General features: G+C 37.9%; 24 protein-coding genes and 1 pseudogene. 8 read left to right on the top strand and 17 right to left on the bottom strand.

Annotated elements, in window-relative coordinates; all coding sequences use genetic code 11:
• Positions 1-13: 13 nt before the first annotated feature.
• The gene (locus WAA20_RS20185) at positions 14-544 is read right to left on the bottom strand and encodes a GNAT family N-acetyltransferase (RefSeq protein ID WP_073389467.1); all 531 of its coding nucleotides are present in this window, start codon (positions 542-544) and stop codon (positions 14-16) included.
• A 115-nt stretch (positions 545-659) separates the two neighbouring features.
• Positions 660-797 (bottom strand): annotated as a pseudogene (locus WAA20_RS20180) (MerR family DNA-binding transcriptional regulator); the annotation flags it as partial.
• Between the two features lie 451 nt (positions 798-1248).
• Between WAA20_RS20180 and WAA20_RS20175 the strand changes: the two are divergent.
• The 7 genes from WAA20_RS20175 to WAA20_RS20145 all read left to right on the top strand — a co-directional run bounded on the left by WAA20_RS20175 (position 1249) and on the right by WAA20_RS20145 (position 8756).
• Positions 1249-2841 (top strand): FGGY-family carbohydrate kinase, encoded by a 1593-nt coding sequence (locus tag WAA20_RS20175; protein ID WP_073389465.1) that lies wholly within the window; start codon positions 1249-1251, stop codon positions 2839-2841.
• Between the two features lie 165 nt (positions 2842-3006).
• Positions 3007-3906 carry a class II aldolase/adducin family protein gene (locus WAA20_RS20170; protein WP_073389463.1) on the top strand — a complete coding sequence of 300 codons (900 nt, stop codon included), beginning with the start codon at positions 3007-3009 and terminating at the stop codon, positions 3904-3906.
• Between the two features lie 11 nt (positions 3907-3917).
• Entirely contained in the window at positions 3918-4340 is a 423-nt protein-coding gene (locus tag WAA20_RS20165; protein ID WP_073389462.1) for a GtrA family protein, read from the top strand.
• Between the two features lie 12 nt (positions 4341-4352).
• A complete protein-coding gene (locus tag WAA20_RS20160) occupies positions 4353-5846 on the top strand; it encodes an aminotransferase class III-fold pyridoxal phosphate-dependent enzyme (RefSeq protein WP_073389460.1) in 1494 nt (497 codons plus the stop codon).
• Between the two features lie 357 nt (positions 5847-6203).
• Complete coding sequence (locus tag WAA20_RS20155; RefSeq protein WP_110072106.1) at positions 6204-6617, top strand: hypothetical protein; 414 nt, start codon at positions 6204-6206, stop codon at positions 6615-6617.
• The gene (gene tnpB / locus WAA20_RS20150; RefSeq protein ID WP_110072105.1) at positions 6614-6958 is read left to right on the top strand and encodes an IS66 family insertion sequence element accessory protein TnpB; all 345 of its coding nucleotides are present in this window, start codon (positions 6614-6616) and stop codon (positions 6956-6958) included. Before WAA20_RS20155 ends, tnpB begins: the two co-directional genes overlap by 4 nt.
• Before the next feature lie 151 nt (positions 6959-7109).
• Positions 7110-8756 (top strand): IS66 family transposase, encoded by a 1647-nt coding sequence (locus WAA20_RS20145; protein WP_338802853.1) that lies wholly within the window; start codon positions 7110-7112, stop codon positions 8754-8756.
• A gap of 190 nt (positions 8757-8946) precedes the next feature.
• On the opposite strand, the gene WAA20_RS20140 is transcribed toward WAA20_RS20145, so the two are convergent.
• The gene (locus WAA20_RS20140) at positions 8947-10407 is read right to left on the bottom strand and encodes a cobyric acid synthase (protein ID WP_073390550.1); all 1461 of its coding nucleotides are present in this window, start codon (positions 10405-10407) and stop codon (positions 8947-8949) included.
• A complete protein-coding gene (locus tag WAA20_RS20135; RefSeq protein WP_167562772.1) occupies positions 10404-10574 on the bottom strand; it encodes a hypothetical protein in 171 nt (56 codons plus the stop codon). Before WAA20_RS20135 ends, WAA20_RS20140 begins: the two co-directional genes overlap by 4 nt.
• Positions 10575-11144: 570 nt before the next feature.
• Between WAA20_RS20135 and WAA20_RS20130 the strand changes: the two genes are divergently transcribed.
• Positions 11145-12548, top strand: a complete 1404-nt coding sequence (locus tag WAA20_RS20130; protein WP_081373998.1) for an aldehyde dehydrogenase family protein — start codon at positions 11145-11147, stop codon at positions 12546-12548.
• Between the two features lie 134 nt (positions 12549-12682).
• Here WAA20_RS20130 and WAA20_RS20125 read toward each other — a convergent pair whose 3' ends face one another.
• The 13 genes from WAA20_RS20125 to WAA20_RS20065 all read right to left on the bottom strand — a co-directional run bounded on the left by WAA20_RS20125 (position 12683) and on the right by WAA20_RS20065 (position 25598).
• A complete protein-coding gene (locus tag WAA20_RS20125; protein ID WP_073390547.1) occupies positions 12683-13375 on the bottom strand; it encodes a histidine phosphatase family protein in 693 nt (230 codons plus the stop codon).
• Positions 13376-13493: 118 nt separating this feature from the next.
• Positions 13494-14453, bottom strand: coding sequence for a hypothetical protein (locus tag WAA20_RS20120; protein ID WP_073390546.1), 960 nt, complete (start codon positions 14451-14453; stop codon positions 13494-13496).
• 116 nt (positions 14454-14569) lie between these two features.
• Positions 14570-14920, bottom strand: coding sequence for a helix-turn-helix transcriptional regulator (locus WAA20_RS20115; protein ID WP_027207983.1), 351 nt, complete (start codon positions 14918-14920; stop codon positions 14570-14572).
• Positions 14921-15075: 155 nt separating this feature from the next.
• Positions 15076-15810 carry a hypothetical protein gene (locus WAA20_RS20110; protein ID WP_073390582.1) on the bottom strand — a complete coding sequence of 245 codons (735 nt, stop codon included), beginning with the start codon at positions 15808-15810 and terminating at the stop codon, positions 15076-15078.
• Positions 15810-16040, bottom strand: a complete 231-nt coding sequence (locus WAA20_RS20105; protein ID WP_027206638.1) for a hypothetical protein — start codon at positions 16038-16040, stop codon at positions 15810-15812. The genes WAA20_RS20110 and WAA20_RS20105 overlap by 1 nt, the downstream gene beginning before the upstream one ends.
• Positions 16041-16054: 14 nt before the next feature.
• Positions 16055-17794, bottom strand: coding sequence for a transposase (locus WAA20_RS20100; RefSeq protein ID WP_073390584.1), 1740 nt, complete (start codon positions 17792-17794; stop codon positions 16055-16057).
• A gap of 259 nt (positions 17795-18053) precedes the next feature.
• Positions 18054-18629 carry a VanZ family protein gene (locus WAA20_RS20095; protein WP_073390296.1) on the bottom strand — a complete coding sequence of 192 codons (576 nt, stop codon included), beginning with the start codon at positions 18627-18629 and terminating at the stop codon, positions 18054-18056.
• A 333-nt stretch (positions 18630-18962) separates the two neighbouring features.
• Positions 18963-20402, bottom strand: coding sequence for an oligosaccharide flippase family protein (locus tag WAA20_RS20090; protein WP_073390298.1), 1440 nt, complete (start codon positions 20400-20402; stop codon positions 18963-18965).
• A 12-nt stretch (positions 20403-20414) separates the two neighbouring features.
• Positions 20415-21575, bottom strand: a complete 1161-nt coding sequence (locus WAA20_RS20085; RefSeq protein ID WP_073390299.1) for a hypothetical protein — start codon at positions 21573-21575, stop codon at positions 20415-20417.
• A 73-nt stretch (positions 21576-21648) separates the two neighbouring features.
• Positions 21649-22773 carry a glycosyltransferase family 4 protein gene (locus tag WAA20_RS20080; protein ID WP_073390301.1) on the bottom strand — a complete coding sequence of 375 codons (1125 nt, stop codon included), beginning with the start codon at positions 22771-22773 and terminating at the stop codon, positions 21649-21651.
• A gap of 2 nt (positions 22774-22775) precedes the next feature.
• Positions 22776-23747 carry a polysaccharide pyruvyl transferase family protein gene (locus tag WAA20_RS20075; RefSeq protein WP_073390302.1) on the bottom strand — a complete coding sequence of 324 codons (972 nt, stop codon included), beginning with the start codon at positions 23745-23747 and terminating at the stop codon, positions 22776-22778.
• Positions 23748-23757: 10 nt separating this feature from the next.
• Positions 23758-24402, bottom strand: a complete 645-nt coding sequence (locus tag WAA20_RS20070) for an acyltransferase (protein ID WP_073390304.1) — start codon at positions 24400-24402, stop codon at positions 23758-23760.
• Positions 24403-24404: 2 nt separating this feature from the next.
• Entirely contained in the window at positions 24405-25598 is a 1194-nt protein-coding gene (locus tag WAA20_RS20065; protein ID WP_073390306.1) for a glycosyltransferase family 4 protein, read from the bottom strand.
• Positions 25599-25607: the final 9 nt, after the last annotated feature.

Here is a 25607-nt window from a genome sequence, read left to right as displayed (position 1 = left end):
CAATTCACAACTATTAAGATTTTCTCTTAAGGATAAAACCCTGCAATTCCAGCTCTTTGCCTGAATCTGTGGTCAGCTTTTCAGCCGGCTGCTCTATGATCTCATATTCATCCTCGAATTTTCTAAGAAGCTTCATGCTACCAATATTACGAACATCTGCTTCATAAAAGAACTGAGTCTTGCCAAATTCCTCGAATGCAGCATCAAGTGCAGCCTTAAGAGCTTTATAAGCATATCCCTTATTCCATTCAGATTGTACGATCCAAACTCCTACTTCGGGGCACTCTTCTTTAAGAGCGTGCACTTCTGAGCTTCCAAGGAAGGTTCCATCTTCTGAAAGAAGTGAATAAACAAGTGTATCTCCAGACTCCATCTCATCTACAAAACTTTGAAGAAGTTCTTTGGCATCATCTTCGGTTTCGAATGGATCTGGCCACTGATATTTGGTAATCTCCTCGTTGAATGCTTTGTAGTAATCATTTAAGTAGTCCATTGTAAAGGGGACTACCTGTATCTTGTTCATTGATTCATTGCTATTTTTCAAATATAACTTCCTCCTTTTTGTCATAGGCATATACTTTATATATTTACTATCCTTGCACATATAAAATACTTTCTATAACTTACATATTCCATAGAGTTGCAGTTTATATGCGCAAATCAAGCTGCTCATCGCTATATAATCTATAGCCTGCCTCTGTATACCTGGCAGGTTTCAAAAGACCGATCCTGTCATAATACTGGAGAGTCCTGATGCTTACTCCTGTCAGCTTGCTTACTTCATTTACAGTCATCATTGGAAAATCCTCCTTCGCCGTGATAGTCAGACGCAATACTCACTACGTAATTCTTTGGCAAAAAATATTTTGATTCTATTTAATACAACCGTAAGCTATTACGTTACGTCGGAGTCAACATATTTCATAATTATACCCAAGAAACATGCGGCATACAACAGGCTATTGTCTGCAATGTACAGTATTTATCTGCGTTTATATACTTTTAGTATATATAATTCCCATTGACACGGACTTCCGGACATTCTATGGTAATAGTATGAGGATTGTTAATGCTTCGTTTGTACTTAACAATCCGGCTATTAATTATCTTTTTTGTTCTAAATTTTTTTACCTAGTATGTAGGCATTTCCAGTAATACGGAGTTCAAAGAAGAACGTCCATGTATTTCTTTATCATAAATTTGTGATTCAGTTGGTTTTCATTTGTTGATAAATAGGGGGAGGGTGTCATGGGATATGTCATTGCTTATGATGTAGGGACAACCGGGGTCAAAACCTGTCTTTTTTCTCTGAATGGTAAGGTTAAATTTATCTGCGGAGTCTATGCTTCATATCAGCTCTATATTCTTGAAAACGGCGGCGCCGAGCAGGATGCCGACGAATGGTGGGATGCTATGTGCTCTACCACTCGGGAGCTTATTGCAAAGTCCGGCGTTTCTCCTTCTGAAATCCAGGGTTTAAGCTTCTGCTCTCAGATGCAGGGGCTGGTTCTTGTTGATAAAAACGGAAAAGCCTTAAGACGTCCTATGAGCTATATGGACCAGCGAGCTGAAGACGTGTTTGAAAAGTTCGGCGGCACAGGACTAAAAATATCCGGTCTTGGCGCTGATAAGCTCTTAAAGAGCCTTTCTATAACTATGGCTGCGCCCACGAGTGTCAAGGATCCTATCTGGAAATACATCTGGGTGCGCGAGCATGAACCTGAAATCTATCGTCAGGTCTACAAATGGCTCGATGTAAAAGAATATCTGATCAGCAGGGCGACAGGCAGGATGGTCATGACAAGGGACAGCGCCTACGCGACATTCCTTTATGACACCAGAAATGGTAAGAACTGCTGGAACCGTTCCCTTTGCAGGACTTACGGCGTAAGGATGGATCATCTTCCTGAGATCATCGACTGTAGTGACGAGGTAGGTTTTTTGACTACAGAAGCTGCTCGGCAGCTCGGTCTTTCAGAAGATACACGCGTTTTTGGCGGCGGAGGCGATGCTACTTTAATAGGTGTCGGCGCAGGCTGTATAAATCCTGGCGAAACGCATATCTATTCCGGCACATCCGGCTGGGTTTCTACTGTTACTGACAAGCAGAAAGTGGATATCGTATCCATGATCGCTGCTGTTGTCGGCGCTAAGGACGGCATCTACAACTATTTTGCCGAGATGGAAACTGCAGGCAAATGTTTTGAATGGGTAAAAGAGCATCTGGCTCTTGATGAAATTGGTATATATCTTCAAAAGCAGACTGTTGCTGATTCCGAGACATCTATACGTATGAGTCTTTATGACTATCTTAGTGAGACTGTGAAAAAAGCTAAACCAGGCTGCGGCGGACTTATCTTCACCCCTTGGCTTCACGGTAATAGATGCCCGTTCGAAGATCCGGATGCGGCTGGAATGTTTTTTAACATAAAGCTGGAGACTGGAAAAACTGAGATGTTAAGGGCGGTTCTTGAAGGCATATGCTTCCACCTTCGCTGGATGCTGGAATGCTCTGAGAAAAAGGTTACTACAAATAAAGTTATCCGTTTTGTAGGTGGCGGCGCGTTATCTCCTGTTACCTGCCAGATGCTGGCAGATATACTTGATCGCAAGATTGAAACGGTTGAAGATGCACAGGATGTGGGCGCGGTTGGCGCTGCCATGATCGCAGGGGTTGGCCTTGGACTTATTCCTTCGCTTGAAAGTGCGAGGGATTTCGTCACTGTTAAGGATACGTATATTCCAAATCCAGATAATAAGGCGGTTTATGATAAGAATTATCACGTATTTGTGAAGCTTCATGATGCGAATGCCAAGGCGTTTATGGCATTAAATGATTAGTATAGACGCGACATATCATTATCTATATATAAAATATCAGCTATATATTATACAGGCTGAAACACATATACAGCACACATATATTTAAACCTGTGCTTTAACATATCCATCTTTGATCAGATTATTAATAAGGAATTGATCCTAAGTAGGGAGGATACCTGAATAATGAATGATAACGAAATTAAACAGCTTGTTGCTGATACAGGAAGAAGACTTCTTGATAAAGGCCTTGTAGCTAGGACCTGGGGTAATATCAGCGCAAGGAAAGATGCCACAAAGTTTGCCATATCTCCTAGCGGTCTTGGCTACGAAAATATGGAAGGTAGTGATGTTCCGATCTATGACATGGAAACTAAAACCTGGGAAGGATCTCGCAAGCCTTCAAGCGAGAAGAAAATTCATGCCGCAGCTTATAAGCTGTATCCTGAAGTGAACTTTGTAATACATACTCATCAAGACTATGCAACTGCGGTAGGACTTGCGACTACTAATGAGCTTGAGATGTCTCCTGAAGAAAAAGATCTTCTTGGTAAGATCTCGATTGCAGGATACGGACTTCCCGGAACTGATAAGCTTGCTGATAATGTCACATCTTCGCTCAAGAACTCACAGGTTGTGCTGATGGCTCATCACGGAGCTCTTATCTTGGGAAAAGATGTTGAAGATGCTTTGAAGAAAGCTGAAGTTCTTGAAGAAGTCTGCAAGAGAGCTGTTATAAAGAAGATTGGAACTGATGCAATTGAAGAAGCTTGTAAGATTGCTGGATTAAAGAAAATGGATACGGATGCTCCTGAAAAAGAATCTGATAAAATAGCACCATTCAAAGCTCAGCTTGATGATATGGCTCAGATGATTGGCCCAAAATATAGTACTGGAGCTGTCGCCAAAGCCAAAGAAGGACTTTCTGAAGATGATCTTCAGGCTCTGTCTCTTTTACTAAATAAAGCTATTATATGCAAAAAGTATACTGAAGCGCTAGGAATAGATGGCCGCTTATCTTCTTTTGACTGTATACTAATGAGAACAGTTTACAAGTTTAAGTATTCTAAACAGAAAAACAAATAGAAAGGAGCCATATGGATAAAAGGAAGAAAAAAGAAATCGTCAGGATGGTCAAATTTGTCTTTTTTTCTATATCAGCAGGACTTATTGAAATAGTTTCTTTTACCATACTAAATGAACTATTAAACTGGCCCTACTGGCCATGTTATCTGATCGCGCTTGTCCTTTCTGTAGTCTGGAATTTTACGCTGAACCGCGCATTCACATTCCAGTCAGCGGGCAACGTTCCTATCGCAATGATGCAGGTAGCGGCTTTTTACCTTGTTTTCACACCGGTAACAACAATTAGTGGTAACTTCCTGGTTGAAAGCCTTGGCTGGAACGAATATCTTGTGACTGGGCTTAATATGGCACTAAATTTTATCACTGAATATCTGTATGACAGGTTCGTAGTGTTTAAAGCGACCCTCGATACTAATAAAAGAGCTTCAGCTTAAAGGAGGATGTAAATGAACAACTGTGGTATTTCTAGGTGGGATGATCCCGCCGATATCAATCGCAGACTTAAGGAGCTGACAAGTCAGCCAATCTGGGAAGTTGATGATGAATATTATAATAATGAGGTTATGAAGTACTTCGACGAGAAGTGCAAGAGTTCAAAAGCTGTATTTGAAGAAGCCAAGAACTATATTCCGGGCGGCGTGCAGCACAACCTTGCTTTCAACAAGCCTTTCCCTATGTGTATGGCTAAAGCTGAGGGTGCCTATCTTTATGATAAAGATGGCAACCAGTATATCGATTTCCTTCAGGCAGGTGGTCCTACTATTCTTGGAAGTAATTATGAACCTGTTAGGAAAAAAGTTCTCGAGCTGCTGGAAACATGTGGCCCTGTAACAGGTCTTCTGCATGAATCAGAGCTTATGATCGCTAAAGAAATAAATAAACATATGCCCGGCGTTGAGATGTTCCGTATGCTTGGCTCAGGTACCGAAGCCTGCATGGCATCTCTTCGAATCGCCCGCATTGCAACAGGCAAAAAGCGCATTATCAAGATCGGCGGAGCATATCATGGCTGGTCCGATCAGCTTGTATATGGTCTAAAGATACCAGGTTCTAGAGGTCTTCTTGAATCTCACGGAATCCCTTCTGCAGCATATCGCCAAACTGACGAGTGCAGGCCAAATGACCTCAACATGCTTGAAGCAATCCTTAAGAGAAACAGGCTTAAAGGCGGCACAGCAGCTATCCTTATAGAGCCGGTAGGTCCTGAAAGCGGCACAAGACCTGTTGCTAAGGATTACAACAAACATGTACGCGAGCTTTGCGACAAATACGGCGCACTTATGGTATTCGACGAAGTTGTAACCGGCTTCCGTGTAGGCATCGGCGGAGCCCAGGAATACTTCGATGTACGTCCTGACCTTACTATCTTTGGTAAGATCGTTGCAGGCGGCTATCCCGCAGCTGGCGGCGTTGGTGGCAAAAAAGAATACGCAAGTCTTATGGCAGCCGGCCTTGCCACAGGTAAGCACAGAGCCTACGTTGGCGGAACTCTTGCTGCTAACCCTCTGTCCTGCGTTGCCGGTACTGCTGCGATTCAGGAAATCGCCCGCACAGGCGCATGCGAGATTGCCGGCAAGATGGGCGACAGACTCTGCGACGGCTTAAAGGGACTCATCGACAGATACTCTCTTCCTTATGTTGCATATAATCAAGGTTCTATCGTACACCTTGAATGTACAGGCGCTATGAGCTTTGACTTCTCATCACTTAGCTTCATTAAATCCGCAACAGGACTCTTGAAGCATAAGGATATGATGTATGTTCGTAAGGATTCTATGGAAAAGATGGGAGCCGCATACATGGCCAACGGACTTGTAACACTTGCAGGTTCAAGGCTTTACACATCTATGGCTGATACGCCTGAGATTATCGATGAAGCGCTGAACCGCTTTGAGAATGTATTTAAACATGTTAAGAAGACGGATAAAGGACTAATCTAAATTATCATCGTCTGATCCAAAAACATCAATTTATGATTATAAATATAATCGTTTGATCTAATAAGCTTTGAGCTAATAATTAAGGCTGCGCCAATTCTTAGGGTTGGTGCAGCCTTGTTATTTAATCATATAGGACATATCTTATTCTTTATTAAATGTAGAGTTCAAAGATATATTTCGTTATTAAAAGTATAGAGGCAAAGATAAACTGTAAGCGCTAAGTTTTCCGGCGGATTCTGAAATCCGCCTAAATACTTCATAATGAATCTGAACAACAGACCACATTTTACTGTCACACCAGTGTTGCTGATTTGAACTATTAGACAACATTTTGGTGTCTATATCAGGAGGTTTAAGATGTCAGATTCATTAACAAGTTACAAGTCTCTTGACGATTGGTTCCGTATTGTTACTGAATGTCGTCAGAGTGGTTTGACCGATGATCAATGGTGTCAGATCAATGGTATTAATAAAAATACCTTTTATAGTGCTATCAAGCGGCTTCGACAGAAGGCATATGAAGTACCATCTCCAATGCGATGTCCGCATGATGATATACACGACCTGACCTGCTCTAAGCAGGATGTGGTCAAAGTAGATATCGTTTCAGATATCGAACCACCAGAGGAATATATTCCTAAAGTGGTGCCGCACATTGACAATTCACATATGATAGAAATCGAGATTGGTGGAGCAAGAGTTTCTCTTTGTAACGGAGCTGATCCGGATCTTGTTTCTAAGACACTCTCAGTCTTGAGGAGTCTTTCATGATCGGCGATATAACAGCTGCAGATGAGATATACATTGTCTGTGGCTATACAGATATGCGAAAATCCATTGATGGGTTATGTGCTATCGTTGAAGATAAGCTTCACATGGATCCAAGAAGCAGTGCGCTTTTTCTTTTTTGTGGAAGACGAGCAGACCGTCTGAAGATACTCATGTGGGAGTCTGATGGATTTGTTCTCCTTTACAAGAGGCTTTCTGTTACGCAAGGCAGATATCGCTGGCCCAGAAATAAAGATGAAGTTAGAAATCTTACCTGGCGTGAGTTTGACTGGCTTCTTTCAGGCATCGATATCGAACAGCCTAAGGCCATCAGAGCTTCTTGAAATTTCGGTTCTGCTTTTTGTGCAGTTTTCTCCAAAGCCCCTTAAATGGATTAATACGAGGTCAAGTTTTCTTGTACTTTGGCATATTTGCCGATATTAATTGCTCTTAATGTCTGATAAAATCTATGTATCAGACTTAAGGAGGCTTTAAGTGACAAGAGATTCCAAAGATCTTCAGCTTATAGAGCTGAAAGACAACATCAAAGAATTAAATAAAACTATCGGGAATCTCAATTCACTCATTGAGGCTGCTAATAAGCGTGAAGCTGAGCATCTGGCGGAAGAGCAAAGGCTTCGCGAACAGATAGACTATCTGACCAAAAAGCTTTTTGGAAAGTCCAGTGAAAAGCGTGATGATATCGAAGGACAGTTAAGCCTTTTTGATGAAGCGGAAACTCTTGCATCTGATGATGATCCGGAAGAACAGGAATTCATCTCTGTTGAGCAGCATACACGTAAAAAGAAAACCACTATGGCAGATAAGTTTGCTAACCTTCCGACACAGAAGGTTTATCTTGATGTTCCGGAAGATCAGCGAAAATGCGAAGTCTGTGGTACTCACCTCGAAAAGATAGGTGAAGAGTTTGTACGCAGAGAAATCGAGATCATAAAGCCTGCCATAAAGATAATCGAGTATTACAGCATCAGCTACGGCTGCCCTAACTGCAAAGTAAATGCAGAAATTCCATACATCGTAAAAGGTCGAGATGGACATCCACACATGCTTCATGGTATGGCATCAGCAGGAACTGTTGCCTGGGTAATGTATCAGAAGTACGTTAACAGCCTTCCACTATATAGACAGGAAAAAGATTTCAAGATGTATGGAGCAGAAATCTGCCGTGGAACAATCGCAAGCTGGATTACCAAAAATGCTGAAGAGTTCTTTACACCTATGGCTGAGTACTTCAGAAGAAAACTTGTTTCAGGCAGATATGCAATGGCAGACGAAACTCCCGTTCAGGTTCTTAAAGAACCTGGAAGAAGAGCTGAATCCAAGTCGTACATGTGGGTATTCCGTTCGGGGGAGTTTGATAAGGAACAGATAGTATTGTTCCATTACTCACCAACTCGTGCCGGTGATACTGCAAAAGATTTCCTTGATGGTTTTCATGGTTATCTGATGACAGATGGTTACAGCGGGTACAACAAGTTGAAAGACTGTACGCGGACTTCATGTTGGTCGCATATACGACGCTATCTGATAGATGCCATTCCTAAAGGCCAGCAGTATGATCTTGCCCAACCTGCTGTACAGGGACTGGTATATATAGACAGGCTCTTCGATATGGAACGAAAAATCCATGAAAAGAAGGGCGTTACTTATGATGCCATAAAGAAATATCGTATCGAGAAAGAAAAACCAGTTCTTGAAGGATTCTGGAATTGGGTAGATGATCAAAAAACGTCCCCAAATACAAGATTCCACAAGGCTATAGTATATATCCAAAACAGAAGACCATATCTTGAAACATATCTTGAGGATGGAGGTTGCAGTTTTAACAACAATACTTCCGAAAGATCATGTAAGGCTTTTGTTACAGGACGTAAGAACTGGTTGTTCTCTGACAGTACCAAAGGTGCCAACGCAAGTGCTCTAACCTATTCCATGGTAGAAACAGCAAAAGCAAACGGAGTAGATGTATATCTTTATCTAAAACTACTCCTTACCAAGTGTCCAACATCGGATTTGAGTGATGAAGAACTGGAAAAACTTTCTCCATGGAATCCCGAGTGTAAAGAAGCGTTGGATAAGCTTTACATTCAGCAGCAAAATGCCATCTTTGATTCAATGTAATCTTTATCATATGTGAATTGTCAAGGTGCTCCGATTACTGAAATCATAGTAATCGGGGTATATTTTTATGGGCGTTATGCCCTTGTACCTAATAATTAGTTGGGGTGGCATGCGTTACCACCGGAAAACTTAGCGCTTACGATAAACTTCCTAATTCAATAATAAGACCAGATAACAATACTTATCCTGTTTATATAATACTATAAATAAACTCCATATCTAGATTATCTCGAATCACTTGAGCAAGCTTATCATATTCCTGTTCCTTGAATGCCTGATAATCCATGGTTTGTTCTAGCTCTATTCCTTTATCAGATGCAATTCTCTTTATAAGGCGAAGAGCCAGATCTCCTTCATCAAATACGCCATGTACGTAAGTCCCAAAGACATTTCCTTCCTGCATATAGGTTATACTCTCTCCTTGAAAGTTTTTGGTTTCGCCCATATGTATCTCGTAGCCCACGTATTTTTGATGAGAAATGCTTTCATATATGCCGTCCATCTCTTCAAGCATTCCCTGGCACTGGCTTCTGTTCTTTTTGTCCTTAAGAATAGTTGTAGTATCAAGAAGTGAAAGGCCTCTAATGCTTCCGCCTTCTTCCACCTTATCAGGATCGCTAATCGTATTTCCAAGCATCTGGAAACCACCGCATATGCCTATTACAGGACCTTTTGTTGCAAACTTCTTGACTGCGGCTTCCATTCCTGATTCTCTCATCCATCTAAGATCTGCGATAGTATTTTTACTTCCGGGAAGAATTACAAGATCTGCCTTTTCTACCTCTCTCGGGTTTGTAATAAAGCGGACATTTACACCTTCGATACTTTCAAATGGCGCAGCATCTGTGAAGTTGGATATTCTTGGGAATCTAACTACAGCTATATCAATTGAATATCCATCGTTAAAGCTGTCTTTATCAAGTCTTTCGCTAAGGCTGTCTTCATCATCTATTAAGAGCTTCGTATATGGCACTGTCCCAATTACAGGTACGTGGCCCATCTCTTCGATCATGTCTATTCCGGAATCAAGCAGGCTCTTATCTCCGCGGAATTTGTTGATTATAAGGCCTTTAACTCTAGCTCTCTCCTGAGGTTCAAGGAGCTGTAGTGTTCCAAGGAGCTGTGCAAATACTCCGCCTCTGTCGATATCTCCTACCAGAAGTACCGGAGCATCTATAAGCTCAGCCAGTCCCATATTTACTATGTCATCTGACTTAAGATTGATCTCAGCAGGGCTTCCGGCACCTTCTACAACTATGATATCTGCCTGTTTTTGAAGTTCATTGTAGGCAGCCATGATGTCTGGGATAAGTTTTTTCTTATATTTAAAATAGTCTCTGGCCGGCATGTTACCTATAACTTCGCCATTTACAATAACCTGAGAGCCTATATCATTTGTAGGCTTTAAGAGAATTGGATTCATATATACAGATGGCTTTACTCCAGCGCACTCGGCCTGCATAGCCTGCGCTCTTCCAAGCTCTAATCCATCTTCTGTGACAAAAGAATTAAGAGCCATATTCTGTGACTTGAAAGGAGCCACCCTATATCCATCCTGTTTAAATACACGGCACAATCCGCCAACTAATAGGCTTTTTCCTACATTGGACATTGTACCTTGTACCATGATCACCTTAGAACTAGAACTCATAATCTTGTCACATACAATCCAATACTCTTAGAGAGTAACTGGATTATTCCTTTCTCTTCGTTTACACATTCTACTTTTTTAAATCTACTTCTTTTATATACTATTTCTTTTATATATTCTATTTCTTTTGTATATTCTACTTCTTTCAAATATTCTATTTCTTTCAAATATTCTACTTCATTTATACAAAAAATGCTTCGTACATGCAATAAGCACATACGAAGCATTTATAAATACAACTCTGAGTTGATGCCTGCCATTGAAGCAAAATAAACGATTGAATTCCAACCAAAGCTCTGCCATACACCAAGGAATACATATGTCCATACCCAGTGACTACCCTCATTAAGGAATGGAACTGATTCACCACCAAGCTTTGTGATCGCAAGGTTAATAAGACCTGTACTAGGTGCAAAGAGCTGAATTGCTATTCCAGTACCTTTTTAGGCATTTGCATGGTAAGATTAATTTTAAGATAAAATATAGTATGGATAATCATTTTTATATTTTGAGGTAGGTGTCAAAAGTTCCTTTTGACACCTTATGACTAACGGATTGTTCCGTTTCTTCGAAACTCTCACAATCCTAAAACATTCGCAAATCCGCACTACGTGCTACTTTGCTCATGTTTTGCGGGTCATAAATTCATATTCGATTTCGAGCAAGCTCGAATCGAAATGACTTTTGACCCTTACGTCATATTTTTAATATATACAAAAAAACGGAGGAGTTTCCTTATGATATCACAGTCTTATGTAGATGATTTATTAGTAGAGCAAAGACAGTTTTTCAGAACCGGAAAGACACTCGATATTTCTTTTCGCATAAAGCAGCTCAAAAGGTTAAAAGCCTGTGTCATCCGATATGAAAAGGAAATTGAGGAAGCGCTTACAAAAGATCTTGGACGTCATATAGCCGAGGCATACTTTTGCGATATTGGCACTTTGATCCTTGAGATCAATGAAACTATTAAAGGACTTGGCAAATGGGCGAAGCCTGAAACGCATTTTAGCGGGCTTACCTGCTTTCCGAGTATCATTACCAAGGTTTACAAGATGCCTTATGGCAATACGCTTATCATAAGTCCCTTTAACTTCCCTTTTACGCTTTCGATCGGGGTTCTGATTCCTGCTATTGCCGGTGGTAATACTGCGGTTATTAAGGCAAGTTCCAAATCAATGCATTCTACAGCTCTGCTTAAAAAGATGATCGCAGATCTTTTCCCAGAGAAATATGTGGCTGTACTTGATGGCGGGCATGATGTTGCGGATATGTGCCTTGATGCAGGATTCGACAAGATATTCTATACAGGCTCTCCCAAGGTTGGGAAACACGTTATGGAGATGGCTTCAAAGAACCTCACTCCTGTTGCGCTGGAGCTGGGCGGCGAGAACGGAAACTGGTGCATAGTAAGGAAAGATGCCGATCTTAGGGATGCTGCGAGAAAGATTTCATTTTTTAAGATGCTTAACAGTGGTCAGATCTGCATCAATATAAATCAGGTTGCTGTCGCAAGTGAAGTTGCGGAGAGCTTTTTGGAAATACTTAAAATCGAATTTGAGCGCCAGATTGGCAAATATGCGCTTACTAACGGCGAATATCCTCACCTTATCAACCAGGGCGCTTACGACAAGTGCGAAAAAGAGTGTAATGAATACAAAGACAGGGTTATATACGGCGGAAAGGGCGATCGCCAGACTCTTAAGTTCGAGCCAACCATAATATATCCCTGCAAGACTACAGACTCTATAGTTAATCACGAGCTTTTCAATCCTCTTCTTCCTGTTGTTCCATACAAGGACAGCGAGATCGACAGCCTTCTTGATACTATTGCAAAGAGAGAACACGGACTTGCTCTTTATATATTTACTAAAAACATTAATTGGGCAAAAAAGGTAATGTCATCAAGCCAGTTCGGCGGTGGGTGCATTAACGAAGTATGCCTTCATATGATGGTAAAGGGCGTTCCTTTTGGCGGCACTGGCCACTCCGGTATGGGGGCTTATCACGGAAAATGGGGATTTATGGAATTTACACATCCTTGCTCTGTTCTTATTGGAAGTAATCACTTTAATCTGCCACTGAGAGAGCATCCTTACAAGGATATTAAACTTAAGATGATCAAAATGTTTGAAAAATAGACCTATTCAAGCTATGATGCTTATAATCTCAATACTATTTATATAAAATTCGGGCATAAGTAATAGGAATGTCATTAAAACTATAAATACCTCAATCTCTTTTGACAAGATTAAGGTATTTATAGTTTTTATATTTACATTTCATATTTTAAGCTGTGGTTATCATGATGCTTCATATCATTAAAAATATCCAGCCTTGGGATCGTCATCTCACCCTTAAGAGCTGAAAATTCAAAAACTGACACTGAGCATAAGCCATAAGGCAGAGTTGTAAGTACTATTGGAAACGGGATAGCCAAAAGGCGTGAAAACATGATCGCGCCTGACCCTCCATGGGCAAAAATAGCAATCGTATCGTCATTTTCTTCCACGCATCTGTAAAAGCTTCCTTCTCTTTCTAATCCGTACTTCCTGAGAAGATCATCAGTTCCCTGGTTTATCCTATCAAAATAGTCCATACAAATGTTGTTCTTAAAAAATGGATGCTCTTTCCACTTATCACCTGCAACATAGTCATCTGACTCTGTCAGCACATTGTAAGCAATTGACCATGGATGTCCATTAAGTGGAATCTTCTCGCTGCTGTCCTTGTCCTTATCTCCCCACCAGATCTCATGCATGAAATCAAGCTTCTCAATTTCAAGGCCGTGATCTTTGGCTGTAAAAGATGCTGTCTCTATAGCTCTGCCCATTGGAGATGAGTATATGGCTCTGATATTTTCGTTCTTAAGCCTTTCGGCTGTTTTGATAGCTTGTTCTCTGCCTGTTTGCGTCAGGCAGTCGTTTTCATAATTGGGTTCGCCGTGTCTTACAAATATTAGTCTCATACTTGGTTGCCTCTTTAAAATTGTTTACAGATTAATTCATAGATGCACAGATATATTGAAAATAATAACTGCTCTACCGCTATAACAACAGGTAGAGCAGCGCTTTTCTAATACGAAATCAAGATATAAGTCCTTCCTCTTTCAGGATAGCCTTAACCCTCTCAACAGACAGCTGTGATTTATGAGCAATTGTTTCTATATTCATGCCATCCTCAAATCTGGCTACTACTTTCCCTTCTTCTCTTCCTTCTTCTCTTCCTTTTACTCTTCCTTTTTCTTCTCCCTGATCTATTAGAACTTGACTTAAATTGCACATATCACCAAGTCTCCTTTCAGTATCTACGCTCATCATTAGTCCAAAATTTTCTGACAAACGCTGCTTCTTAATATCCACAGGTTCTCTTTTTAGAAGCTCTTCAAGCATTGCTATAAGTGAATTCCTCGATTCTGCAACATTTTCATTACTTCTTAACCTTATTATAATGCCTTGAACCTTATTAATGTTAGAAAACTCTATATCTTTTCCAAATACAGTATCTTGTACAAATCTAATACGATTAATAGAATCTTCATTATCACCTGCATCCATGCATATCCATATGCTTCTTACAGGCTTTAAGTTATCATAATCCGACTTTGCAAACTCTACTTCCTTTTGGGCTGATATCATTCGTCCCAGATAATAAATTATTCTGTTATCAAGATGATATCCTAGCTTTGATGTATTCGTGCTCTTCTGAGCTTCAATATTAATCAGAATCTTGATAAGCTCATCCTTGGAATAAGCTGAAAATCTTATGTCAAAGAAAATCTTCCCTTCGCCAGGCACATTATCTTCAGTGGGTGCCCCTTTTATAGTCTCTGTATTGGTATGCCCTGGTTCTACTCTAACTTTTGAAACTTCTGGTTCATCTATATTGGCAATTATAGTATCTATATCTGTATCTTGAAATTCTTCAAGAGTATATTTTAATATTCTAGCCAAAATCTGCTTGTCAGATAAAATCTCTTTTATATATTCATCGTATCTGGCTCTTTCAGTAGTAATATCTATAGTCTGGGATAAATTTGTGTCCATATTCCTTCTCTTACTCCGATTATTGCATTTATATTTATTGTTAGCAAGCTATATGTCAAAAACTTGCATTCAATGTGCTTTTATAATAATCCTATTATACGTATTTGAATTTTAAATTAAAATTTCATTTTAGAAAGTGCCTCCGCATAGCCTAGAAGCCTCTCCTGCATTCCATGATTCATAGCATTAAAAGTTACTACTAATCTACCAACTTCAGTTTCAGAATCTATAGCATACCATTTCTGGGGGTTACCTCTGTCTCCTTGCGGCTCAATCCCAGAAAGAAGCCACTCCGGTGTGACATCAAGCACCTTGCAAATCACCATTATCTTCTCTGCTGTTGGATTAGTCCTCTTCTTACGCCAATCACTGATAGTAGTCTGGGGTATACCTGTTCTTATAGAAAACTCCTTCTGTGTCATATCCAGTTCATCAAGTTTCTGAAATATACGATCTCTTATAAGCATTGATAAAATGATCCTTCCATAAAAACTGAAATGCTACATCCACAGTACATGTATATATACTAATATACGTATCTTATCATTAAATATATAAAGCGTCAATTCTTCGTAATCCTCATTTTCCACGATTTTTCCGACTAAAAGTCGTCTTTTGTCTCTCACCAACCTCTTCTGAACTTGGGTTCATATCCGTCATCTCTACCATCTCCATTGCATGAGATGACATTGAATCCATTTTTCTTTGCCCAGGCTTTCACATCATATTCCAGTTCAAAATCTTCAACCACCGGTTGGTAATAATCATCGCAGGTGCAATACTCTTCAAATTCATGGTCGAGGTACTTACATAGTTCCTTTTCATAAAACTTATAAATCGCATCTGTCGTAACAAATGGATTCTTTTTTAGCATACTCTTCAGACCATCTGTTTTCCCGGCTTCCTTAGTCGGCTTCAATACCATGTCCGCATCATAGTAGCAGTCCACTGTACCATTCCCTGCATCCCAGACAGAGCATCCTTCCCATCTGAAAGTATGCTCCTGTTTCAGGAACTCCGATAGCCCTTCACTGTCTTTTGCTTTCCACTCTGTCTTGTTTTCTTCCGAATAAAGTACACAGAAGATCTTTGACAGCAGATCCGACATCTTCTTGTTGAAACAGCATTTCTTCTGTATAGCCTTTGACAGTTCCTCAGGCTCACAGCCTTTCTCTGCATCGCTCACAAGCCCGCTCACCAGAAAACAAAGCATCGCAGCAGTAACCGCGTTGTCTGCTTCCATATATCTGTTCAGTTCTTTATAAGCATCATAAGGTTTCTCCAAAAGATACTCGGGTCCGTTTTTATCTATAAGTTTCTTCAAAAGCATGACAATTATCTCTGTCTGATCAGTCATCATTCTGCCTCTTCCTGGCCGGAGCCAAGAAACTCCAGTACTTCCTCATATGTCTTATCGCTCTTTAGGATTGCCTTTACAAGTTCATCCCTTCTGAGCGCATCCCGTTTGTCCAACAGATCACTAAGTCTTGCAAGAGCAGCATCATACTGTTTCTTCGTTCTGCTCACCTGTTCCTGTGCCTTCTCTATCTTAGTTTCAAGTGCATCCATCGATGTCATTCTAGCCATATCATCACCCTCCATCAATCTGCCATCTCAAGCATCTTGCTTATTTCCTGCGCCCTGTATTTTACATTTGCATCAGTAAGTCCAAATGCCTTGAGTATTGTCTTTTGCTTCGCTGTTATTGCATGGTCAAATCTGTATACCCCATCAAGCTGACGGGACATTTCGATTTTATCCAGCTCTCTTATTGCAGCAGGAACTGTCATGTAATTAGGCTTGGTAGCCATTTCCTTCATCTCATCCTTGAGATAGTTGTACATACGGTTTCTTATTATCAGCGCAACAAACTCGATGAAGATCTTAGATGTGGCTGATTCATCAGAACCAATCCTTAAGCAGTGATTGCCAAGGAAAGTCTTGTCTGATAAAAACAGTTTCTCGGATGCATCCCTCCCTTTATAGATTTCCAGCGCTTCCTTTGCTGTCATCTTTTCTGATGTGACAATAACAAAATATCCGCAAAGCTTAAGTTCCAGCTCTATAACAGGCATCTTTTCTTCAAAAAACACAAACTTCCTTGCTGAACTATCTGCTGTGTCCTTATCTTTCTTTCCAGTCTTCTTTGCATTCTCGTCATAGTGCAGTTCAAAGTATGTTTCCATTCCAGGTCCAAAATCCCTGAACTGATTTATATGACTGTTAAGAAAAGCCGTAAGCTGATTTATCTTCTTCTCTACGCCGGTACGTTCATCTGCTTCCAACGATGAACTGTGATACAGATGTATGTATCTTGGCTTTTTATCTGTCCCAAATAGTTTCTTCTCAATGGTCTTCCCATAGACCTGATAAGCAGGTATATTACACGATCTGCTCGTTTCAAATGATCCCTTATTCTCTAGCACCCATTTCTGTACAAGATCAGCCTTGCCTTTAAGCATCATGACAAAACTGTATCCGCTATCTTCAAGCTGATAGATGTTATCCTTACTAAAATATCCTCTGTCTAGAACAAATCCTATCTTCTTATATCCATAGCCCTTAGCCTTTTCCACAGTGCACTGGAACTGTGACATATCATTGATACTGCCGGGGTATATTTCGTAAAAAAGTGGCTCCCGGTTCTTTGTATCATAGGCAATTGCGTAGTTAAAAATATCCGTCTCTACATTTTCCTTTGAATGACCGACTTCTACTATCCTGAGGTCTCCAGCTTCACATATCTTAGATGTTGAATCGTATGAAAAATATATCCTCTCCCGGTGATTCCTTTCCGCATTCCAGTCGTTCTGGAACATGACACTGGTATCTGCATCCATAGTATTGAGGAACTCGCTGACTTTTGAATCACTATATATCCTCATACCTTCAGAAAAGAGAGGATGACTATAGGCATACGCAGGATAATGCTGGGCACGGTTATCTTCCTCAATAATTGAGTATGCCACAAGATCAAGAAACAGCCCCACATCCTTCCACGGAAGATATCTCCCTAGGATCTCAGCGAGCTTATATTCATTAACTATCTTCCTGATAACAACCCATGTACCGATCCGTAGCCCACAACTCCTTGATGATCTGTCCCTTTCTTCTGGGAGCTCAATGTCAGGGAAAAACTTGATGAAGTTTTCATTTGGCTGCATTATACGCTTATCTTCATCAGCAAGCTTTCCTATCGTTTTTCGCTTTACATCTGTATACTGCTTCTCAGTGCTATAGACTCTGTCATACTCAAACTCGACATATGTTGTGTTGCCTTTCGTCCTGAAAGTTATCTTTCCCTTTACCTCAGGCACCTTCACATAAGCATCCAGATACATGTGTTTTCCTCCTGTAGTTTTAGTCGGAATTCCTACTAAATATATTCTACCACAGGAAGCTATTTTCGGCAACAAAAGTCAGGCTCAAACGCGCATTTTTACTGAGTTTTTTCGATTTTCAAAGTGCCTTTTTTGAGGCGGAATCCCTTTTAGTCGGAAATCCTATGGAAATTCAGGGTAATGCAAACATCTTCTTAGGCAGACTGCCATGAGCGCCTATAAAGTCTCTAATAACGCCTTTGATATCATTGAAGCAGAATTACGATGATTCTGCTTTAGTTTTGTTTCTGATCCTGAAAACCACAAATGCAAGCAATGCTCCAAGAAAACCACCCAAAGTATTATGGAACAGGTCATCAACATCAAAGACACCTACAACAAAAATATACTGAACTACTTCTATCAAAAGCGAAAAGGCACCGCTAAGCACCGTGGTCAGTAAAACCGAACTAAATTTCTTTTCCCTCTTAAGAAGTATTAGAATCAATATTCCGATCGGCACAAATGCCAGCGCGTTCTCTATGCCGAGATAAAACAGGTATTTGTTTCCGTACTCAATTGCCCTTTTGTAGGATATAAACAGCTGAAAGTTAACCTTTCGCTCAAATCTTTTGTAATGGAGGATAACTGCCATAGAATAAACTATGAACATATATCCCTGCAAGGCAGCCTGCAATATTCGTTCTTTGGTATTGTCTGATCTTATAAAAACAAACATCAGCAACATAAGGAGGATAAATATACTGAATATTATATAAGTATCCCCTGTGAAAATACCTATTTCAAAGTGATTTTCTAAGTCATATATGATAGATTGCCAAAAGTTATAGTTCATGCAATTTTATACCGTGTTGTAAGTTATGAAACTGATTATTATCAGAATTTAAATGTATCTTGAAGACCAAGCCACTTCTGATTCTTGTCAGAGAGATTCAGACAGGTTCCCTTCTTCGCTCATATTCAATAAACAAGTTCGTAAATTCCAAGAACTGTTGACTATTAGTCGTTGTAAACTATCTATTTATTCATAATAAACCGGCTCTGTTCATTATTAGACGCAACAGAGCAGATATTATTATATATACTGACAAATATTTAGGAATCGAATTCCCTTCCGAGACTATTCTTTTTCTTAATTATACTCTATCAAAAATTATGTTAATCCAGCCTACAGTAAAGAGTGTTTTTTTTGATGATTATATACTGAAGAAAGCAATTCACTATTGCATATATACATCATCATCACAGCAAAGAGACAATAAACTGTACCACCTATACATACAAGTATTATTATAGAAAAAATAGACATTGTTAGGTATGGTCTACAAAAACATACTATTAGATACATGCTAAATGCAGGAATAATAAATCTTATATACTTTACAAAAGGTTTAAAAATAGGCAATTCATTTCGTACAGCAATAGTTTGAATAAATGCAACAGCACCCTCTGCACTAATCGTAGCGATTACAGCTCCATAAGCTCCATATAAAGGTATTAGTACACTATTAAGTATCAAATTCACAATTGCTCCACTACAAACTGAAACAATATATTCTTTATCATGTTTCAACGGTATCAAATACTGAGTTCTTATAGCACTTGCCCATGTTGTAAATAACAAACTAAATGATAATGTTTCAAGCAAGATAATACTATATTCAAAATCTTTCCCGTAATAAATAGGAACCAAAAACTTTGCAATAGCCATCAAGCCAAAAGCCATTCCAAATATTAAAAAGCCAGATAATTCAACAGATAATCCGAAATATTCTAACATTTTTGTTTTGTTATTCTCATGGCCAAGCTTTGACATCCTTGGCAACATTGCTGTTCCAATTGCTACTATAGCATATGCTGGAACCTTTACTATTTTCTCTGCACTTTCATAAAATCCTACTGAATTCACATCACATATTGCTTCTAACATGATTTTATCCATCATCTTGTAAACAGTAATCGCAATCACAGGAATAAACAGGATAATCATATTTTTAAGATGTATCTTCATCTCACTAATCACAGGTTTTTGATATTTTATTTCGGCTATGACATAAGGCCACATAATTAATTGACTAACCAAATAACCGCCAGCCATGATCAATGTATATTTCCAAATGTCATTATAATCTCTAACAAAAGCAAAAATCAGTATTAAACTAATCAATTTGATTATTACAGTTCTTATAGTTGTCAGTTTAAATTTTTCAGTTCCAAAAAAATACCACGTAACATCAGCACCTGCAGATAAAACATATAGTAACTGAATAGCTGCTAATGCTTTATAATTTTTTACAATAAAAAAAATGTATATTATATAAGCAAGAATAACAATGAGTGAAACAGATAACTGAGTAGCATAAATATTTATAAAAGTTCTATTTCTATTATCCTTAATGCATCCTGCAATAGTTCTATTTCCATAATTTGAAACCCCAAGTAATGCAAAAAAGACAAAGTATTCTGCAACGGTAAACGTATATGAATACATTCCAATTCCACTTACACCTATGATTCTAGAAAGATATGGCGCCGTTATAAGTGGCATCATAATTGTAAATATTTGATAGATTATATTGTAACTTAAGTTTTTCTTTAAACTGCTCATTTATTAATGACCTCAATTATTATCAACTTTTTTATGCAATTTTTTAAATTTATTTATATGTATCGACACTATTGCATCAGCTAAAATTAAGATTAGAAAATGATTATTAATAGATGCAAATGGTTTTTCTGTAATTGAATAAAGTGCATATCCAACCATAGGAATAATGATTTCCATTTTTCTTAGTTTTAAAAGCCTTTTTTCTTCATATGTAATCAAAACCAAAAAAGCTATCGTAAAAATCAAGCCATATGAAACTAAAAAATAAATATAGCAGTTATCAACAACTACTGCCAAACTATTATTTTGTCTTGCATTAAGCGTACTTGAGTATTCTATTACTTGTCCAAATAGTTTTACTCCATATGTTGAAAAAACCCTATTAGAGAAATCAAGCCTTCCGCTTAACAAAACATTAAGCTGAACAAATGCATTATTAGACAAAGAAAACATAATTATACCCAACACACTTATAAAGAAACAAATCAAATAAATATATGAAAAAATGAAAGCAAAAATTTTTCTCTTTAGGCGTTTATTATTTATAAAAGCAAATAGAATAATATTTAAACTTAAAATAACCATTCCTGTTCTAGACTGCGTTAAAACACCGAGAATTACATCTATTACCAACAGAAATATGTATGTTTTAATATTTAAATGTGCTCGTTTAATAACAAATAAGCCAACACATAAGGCAAAAAACTGCGCAAATAAATTATTTGGATGGTAATAGCCTAACGAATATCTAATCGGTAAAATATTCCATGTACTACTAAAATCATTTCCAGAAGAAAATCCTAGAAGATAAGAAATAATAGTTGAAACAACGCCAACAAACCTAACACAGAAATCACAAATAGCTATTTTATATATGCTCGTCTTATATGAAGAAAATATTGCAATTCCTAAGACCATAGGATTAATTTCATGAGTTTTATATGATATCAACGAACAAAGCGCGAGAAATATCAATAACCTATAAAATTCTCGTTTTTTCCATTTTTCAAATAGAACAGCCAAGCCCCAAAATAAGATTGCAACAATTTTAAGTAATGATGAGAGATTTTTTAGGCCATCAACAGTTATAAGAAATGAATTCACCATGACCCATATACTATAACCAATTATAAAAAATATACTACCATTATTTGAATTAGTATTTTTCAGCATAACCAACAACACTCCAAAACATTACTGCCTTACAATGAATGCAAAATGTCTCATCATCTATCTTGACCCAATATTAGTCATTCATCTCTGCTAATATTTTCTTTGCTAAAACATTCCATAAATATTCTTTCTTAATTAAAGTTCTAGCATTATCTGTAACTTCTTTAACATAACCTTCGTCATCTAAGTACTTTTGAACAGTTATAGCCCATTGATCAACATCGAATTTATTAACAATCTTCCCGGTATTTTTCTCGTTAATTAAAACTGAAGATCCTCCATTCCAACTTGTAATAACTGGAGCACCTAAATACATAGCTTCAAGCAAGACCATTCCGAATATTTCCAACTTCGAAGGAAGTAAAAACGCTTTCGCCAACGGATAAATAAATTGCAATTGTACATTATCAATACTTTCCATTCTAATAATCCCAGACTGCGCCTGCTTAGAAACCTTTTTTAGATGTCTTTGCACATATTTCTCGTCCCCTTTACCTATAATTACAAATTTTACATCAGAATTTTTTTCTACAACTCTTTCATAAACCTGTAATAAAAATGGAAAGTTCTTTCGTTTACTTAGGGATCCAACATACAAAAGGCATCTGCTTTTTGACATAACATCTACCAATTCTTTTGTAGATGGTTGCATTTCAATCGGAGTATCAAAACGAGTTATATCTAACCCAACTCCCAATTTTTTTAATTCTGTATAGCCTTTTTTTTCCAAATACTCTTTTGCAAGTTCAGATTTAACATATTTCCTTATGCATCTTGAATTTATTGATTTCGTAAACAACAAGTCATAGAAAGGAGAAACAAATGGTATCTTAAACAGATTATAATAAGGTCCTGAATACAAAACTACATTCGATGCCTTTTTTGAAAGAAGGTAAGTCATTATCTGTCCATATTCTGTTGATATTACTAAGTCATATCCTTCAAGATAATCTTTATCTAAAACTGAAGGACATATATATGACCTTAATAATCTGATTCCTTTTTTTGTAATAATACGTAATTTACACCCAGCAATATCTGTTTCTTGTATAACTTTCTCTTCGTTAGAGAAGAAAACAAAATCATAGTCATAGCCTAACTCGCAGAATGCTCGGCCAAGTCCGACTGCCTGTACATTGTACGTATTAAGATTAACCTTAGATGATGAATTTTTAATGTATAGGACTTTTCCTTTCATGTCTATTCTCCCTGATATGATATTTCAAACTGACTAAGGAATTTTCTAATATTCTCCGTATTTAAGTGAACTTTTGTCTCAAATTCACTCTCTATCAATTCCGGTAACCCAGCAATTTTTTCTTGATTCAAAACAGGAATATTGAAATCCCTATTTAATTCAATTGCCCTATTATCAATCCCTATAATAATTGCTCTACGTTTCTTTTGAAGTGCGCGCATTCCCCCATGTAATCTTGTTCCAACAAAGTCGCACTCGCACGATTCTAAGAAACTGTCATATCCTTTCAAATTTGGAGGAATAATTCCTATTTTTTCTATCCCATGAAGCGATTGAAAATATGATAAATCATTAAAGCCTTGAACCCAGAAATAGACTTCTTTGTAATGCGCATTAAGTGTGCTAATTAAAAACTCATCTCTTTGAATATTTTTGGAGTAATCAGTCAATGTAAGAACTGCAATCTCAGCCTTTTTTTGAGGAATCTTTTTACAATGTTCTGGTGTTAACCCCCACATTGTCGGGCATCCAGTATTAACAACATTAGTTATTCCAATTTTCTTTAAAAATTCTTCTGTATAGGCATCTCTAACGGAATGAATATATTGTGGATTAAACATCTTGCGATAAGCATTTCGTGTATATATATTACAGCGTTGATACTTTTGAGCTCCAACACCTATAAAAATCGCATTCGTCATTTGCCAAGCAGTCGCATAATTGATAGCCCACTGCTTTACATGTCTAATCTGATTCAACTCACCCGTTAAAATATTACTTCCGCATACAATCTTAATATCAGGAGCACCTAAAAATAATGTATATCTATTAGACAGCGGAGTATGAGTTGAGACCTCAATTACATAATTATCCTCAAGGAAATTATGTAAGGCATTCTTGCAACCCTGCACAATCACTTCGTCACCAAGATTATTAGATGCAATTGATGGCTCATATAAGCATATTTTTTTCATAAATAATTCCTCAGTCTCTGTGTTTAGCTACTTTTTCTCTGCGATCAATCAATACTGTACCTGGGTGGACATCTTTTGTTACTAATGTCCCAGCTCCGATCACAGAACCTTTACCCACAGTAACACCATCTAAAATTACAACATTACTACCTATCCAGCAGTCGTCCTCTATTGTAATTCCCTTCTGATTAACGCCTTGACTTTTAATTGTTTTTTCTGTATCTGAAAAGATGTGATTTTCTGCGAATAAACTACACTTAGGTCCAAACATAACATTTGAGCCAATAGTTATTTTACCGGAACATCCAATATAACCATATGGGCCAATAGAACTATTCTTCCCCATAGTAAGACCTACGCCAAGATCGCCTCCATAGTAGCTGGAAGGTCTAATCATAACACCACGGCTTATAGTTACATTATCACCAAATACCAAACCTTCCGAACAAAGTCCATGTATTTCAGAAAAATCTTCAAATTTAACATTTTTGCCACAGCTTATATGATTACAATGTGTAATTCTCACATTACTTCCAACCAAGAATAGACCTTTAGTCTTTTTCATAAAGAGTCTATACCACATGCCTCTTAAGACTTTTACGCCTGCTTGTCTGTAGACAATTAATTTATCTAAAAACAAAATACTTGAATGCATTTTCAAGCCTCTTCTTTCAACACTGATTTATATATATCTATCAACTGATTATAATTATCCTCTGGAAGATACTTCTCTTCAAAATCCTTACGTGCATTTTGTCCCATCTCGATCAGTCTTTCAGGCATCTTCCATAATTGCTGAATCTTTCTAATAAAATCTTCAACATCACCAAGCTCAAATTTTGTACCGTTATATCCTTCTTCAATTGCTTCTTCGGAGAAACCTAGATTAGTAGCAACAAGAACTTTTCCTAAAGACATGGTTTCTATTTGAACCATGGAACAACCTTCATACCAGATTGAAGGAAAGACAACAAATTCTGCATTTCTAACTATTCTTAAGCACTCTTGATGAGCCGTATATCCTAAGAAATAAACATTACTCTTCTTATCAGCCCATGCCCTAAACTCTTCTTCAAGCGGGCCACTTCCCATAACTACTAGTGGCAAATCCATGTTTTCCCAGGCTTTCATAAGAATGCGAATTCCCTTTTCCTCACCTATACGACCATAAAAAACAACATAGCGTTCAGGAATGTTATTATTTTTTTCATTCTTAATCTCAGGTAAAGAATCAGAAACAAAGTTATATTTTTTTACAATCTTCTTTTTATCAAAACCAATTCCTTCAAGTAATCTAATTTGATTATCATTAAGACAAATATACTTATCAATCTGATTATAAAAAGAGCGCCTTATTCTATGATATTTAAAAATGAATGCAACTATTAAGCTCTGAATTCTAGACCCTTTAAAACATCCATACTTAAACATGCGTAAATAATGCCCATCACCACATTCATTACAAATTGTTGTGCCTCGTAAAGATGTACAGCATGGACAAATAAATCTAGTATCGTGAAGTGTTGCAACAACCTTGCATCCATTACGCTTTGCAGCATACAACACTGACGGAGACATCAACGGAAAGAATGTATGAGCATGAACAATATCCGGTTTTTCTCTACGAATAATATCCTGTATTTCTTTGTAGCTTTTAAATGACCACATCATTCCTAGACACGCTTTGATTTTGCCGATTATACCTGCTTTATCAAAACTATCATTGGAAATCGTATACCGTATAACCGAATGCCCATGTTCCTCCAATAATCTAGTTTCATCTTTAAAAACCTGATCATCTCCACTTGATGAGCCTTTTCGATGTAAGTTATGTAGAACTAATATTTTCAATTATATTTC

It is taken from the genome of Butyrivibrio fibrisolvens (assembly GCF_037113525.1).
GTDB classification, from domain to species: Bacteria; Bacillota; Clostridia; order Lachnospirales; family Lachnospiraceae; genus Butyrivibrio; species Butyrivibrio fibrisolvens.
This window is presented reverse-complemented; position numbering and strand designations above follow the sequence as displayed.

Coding starts and splice junctions, on each gene's coding strand:
- WAA20_RS20085 (WP_073390299.1), bottom strand. CDS start 21,575: ATGCTGAAAAATACTAATTCAAATAATGGTAGTATATTTTTTATAATT.
- WAA20_RS20090 (WP_073390298.1), bottom strand. CDS start 20,402: ATGAGCAGTTTAAAGAAAAACTTAAGTTACAATATAATCTATCAAATA.
- WAA20_RS20155 (WP_110072106.1), top strand. CDS start 6,204: ATGTCAGATTCATTAACAAGTTACAAGTCTCTTGACGATTGGTTCCGT.
- tnpB (WP_110072105.1), top strand. CDS start 6,614: ATGATCGGCGATATAACAGCTGCAGATGAGATATACATTGTCTGTGGC.
- WAA20_RS20070 (WP_073390304.1), bottom strand. CDS start 24,402: ATGCATTCAAGTATTTTGTTTTTAGATAAATTAATTGTCTACAGACAA.
- WAA20_RS20160 (WP_073389460.1), top strand. CDS start 4,353: ATGAACAACTGTGGTATTTCTAGGTGGGATGATCCCGCCGATATCAAT.
- WAA20_RS20175 (WP_073389465.1), top strand. CDS start 1,249: ATGGGATATGTCATTGCTTATGATGTAGGGACAACCGGGGTCAAAACC.
- WAA20_RS20130 (WP_081373998.1), top strand. CDS start 11,145: ATGATATCACAGTCTTATGTAGATGATTTATTAGTAGAGCAAAGACAG.
- WAA20_RS20140 (WP_073390550.1), bottom strand. CDS start 10,407: ATGAGTTCTAGTTCTAAGGTGATCATGGTACAAGGTACAATGTCCAAT.
- WAA20_RS20075 (WP_073390302.1), bottom strand. CDS start 23,747: ATGAAAAAAATATGCTTATATGAGCCATCAATTGCATCTAATAATCTT.
- WAA20_RS20080 (WP_073390301.1), bottom strand. CDS start 22,773: ATGAAAGGAAAAGTCCTATACATTAAAAATTCATCATCTAAGGTTAAT.
- WAA20_RS20095 (WP_073390296.1), bottom strand. CDS start 18,629: ATGAACTATAACTTTTGGCAATCTATCATATATGACTTAGAAAATCAC.
- WAA20_RS20100 (WP_073390584.1), bottom strand. CDS start 17,794: ATGTATCTGGATGCTTATGTGAAGGTGCCTGAGGTAAAGGGAAAGATA.
- WAA20_RS20120 (WP_073390546.1), bottom strand. CDS start 14,453: ATGGACACAAATTTATCCCAGACTATAGATATTACTACTGAAAGAGCC.
- WAA20_RS20125 (WP_073390547.1), bottom strand. CDS start 13,375: ATGAGACTAATATTTGTAAGACACGGCGAACCCAATTATGAAAACGAC.
- WAA20_RS20110 (WP_073390582.1), bottom strand. CDS start 15,810: ATGACTGATCAGACAGAGATAATTGTCATGCTTTTGAAGAAACTTATA.
- WAA20_RS20115 (WP_027207983.1), bottom strand. CDS start 14,920: ATGCTTATAAGAGATCGTATATTTCAGAAACTTGATGAACTGGATATG.
- WAA20_RS20170 (WP_073389463.1), top strand. CDS start 3,007: ATGAATGATAACGAAATTAAACAGCTTGTTGCTGATACAGGAAGAAGA.
- WAA20_RS20165 (WP_073389462.1), top strand. CDS start 3,918: ATGGATAAAAGGAAGAAAAAAGAAATCGTCAGGATGGTCAAATTTGTC.
- WAA20_RS20105 (WP_027206638.1), bottom strand. CDS start 16,040: ATGGCTAGAATGACATCGATGGATGCACTTGAAACTAAGATAGAGAAG.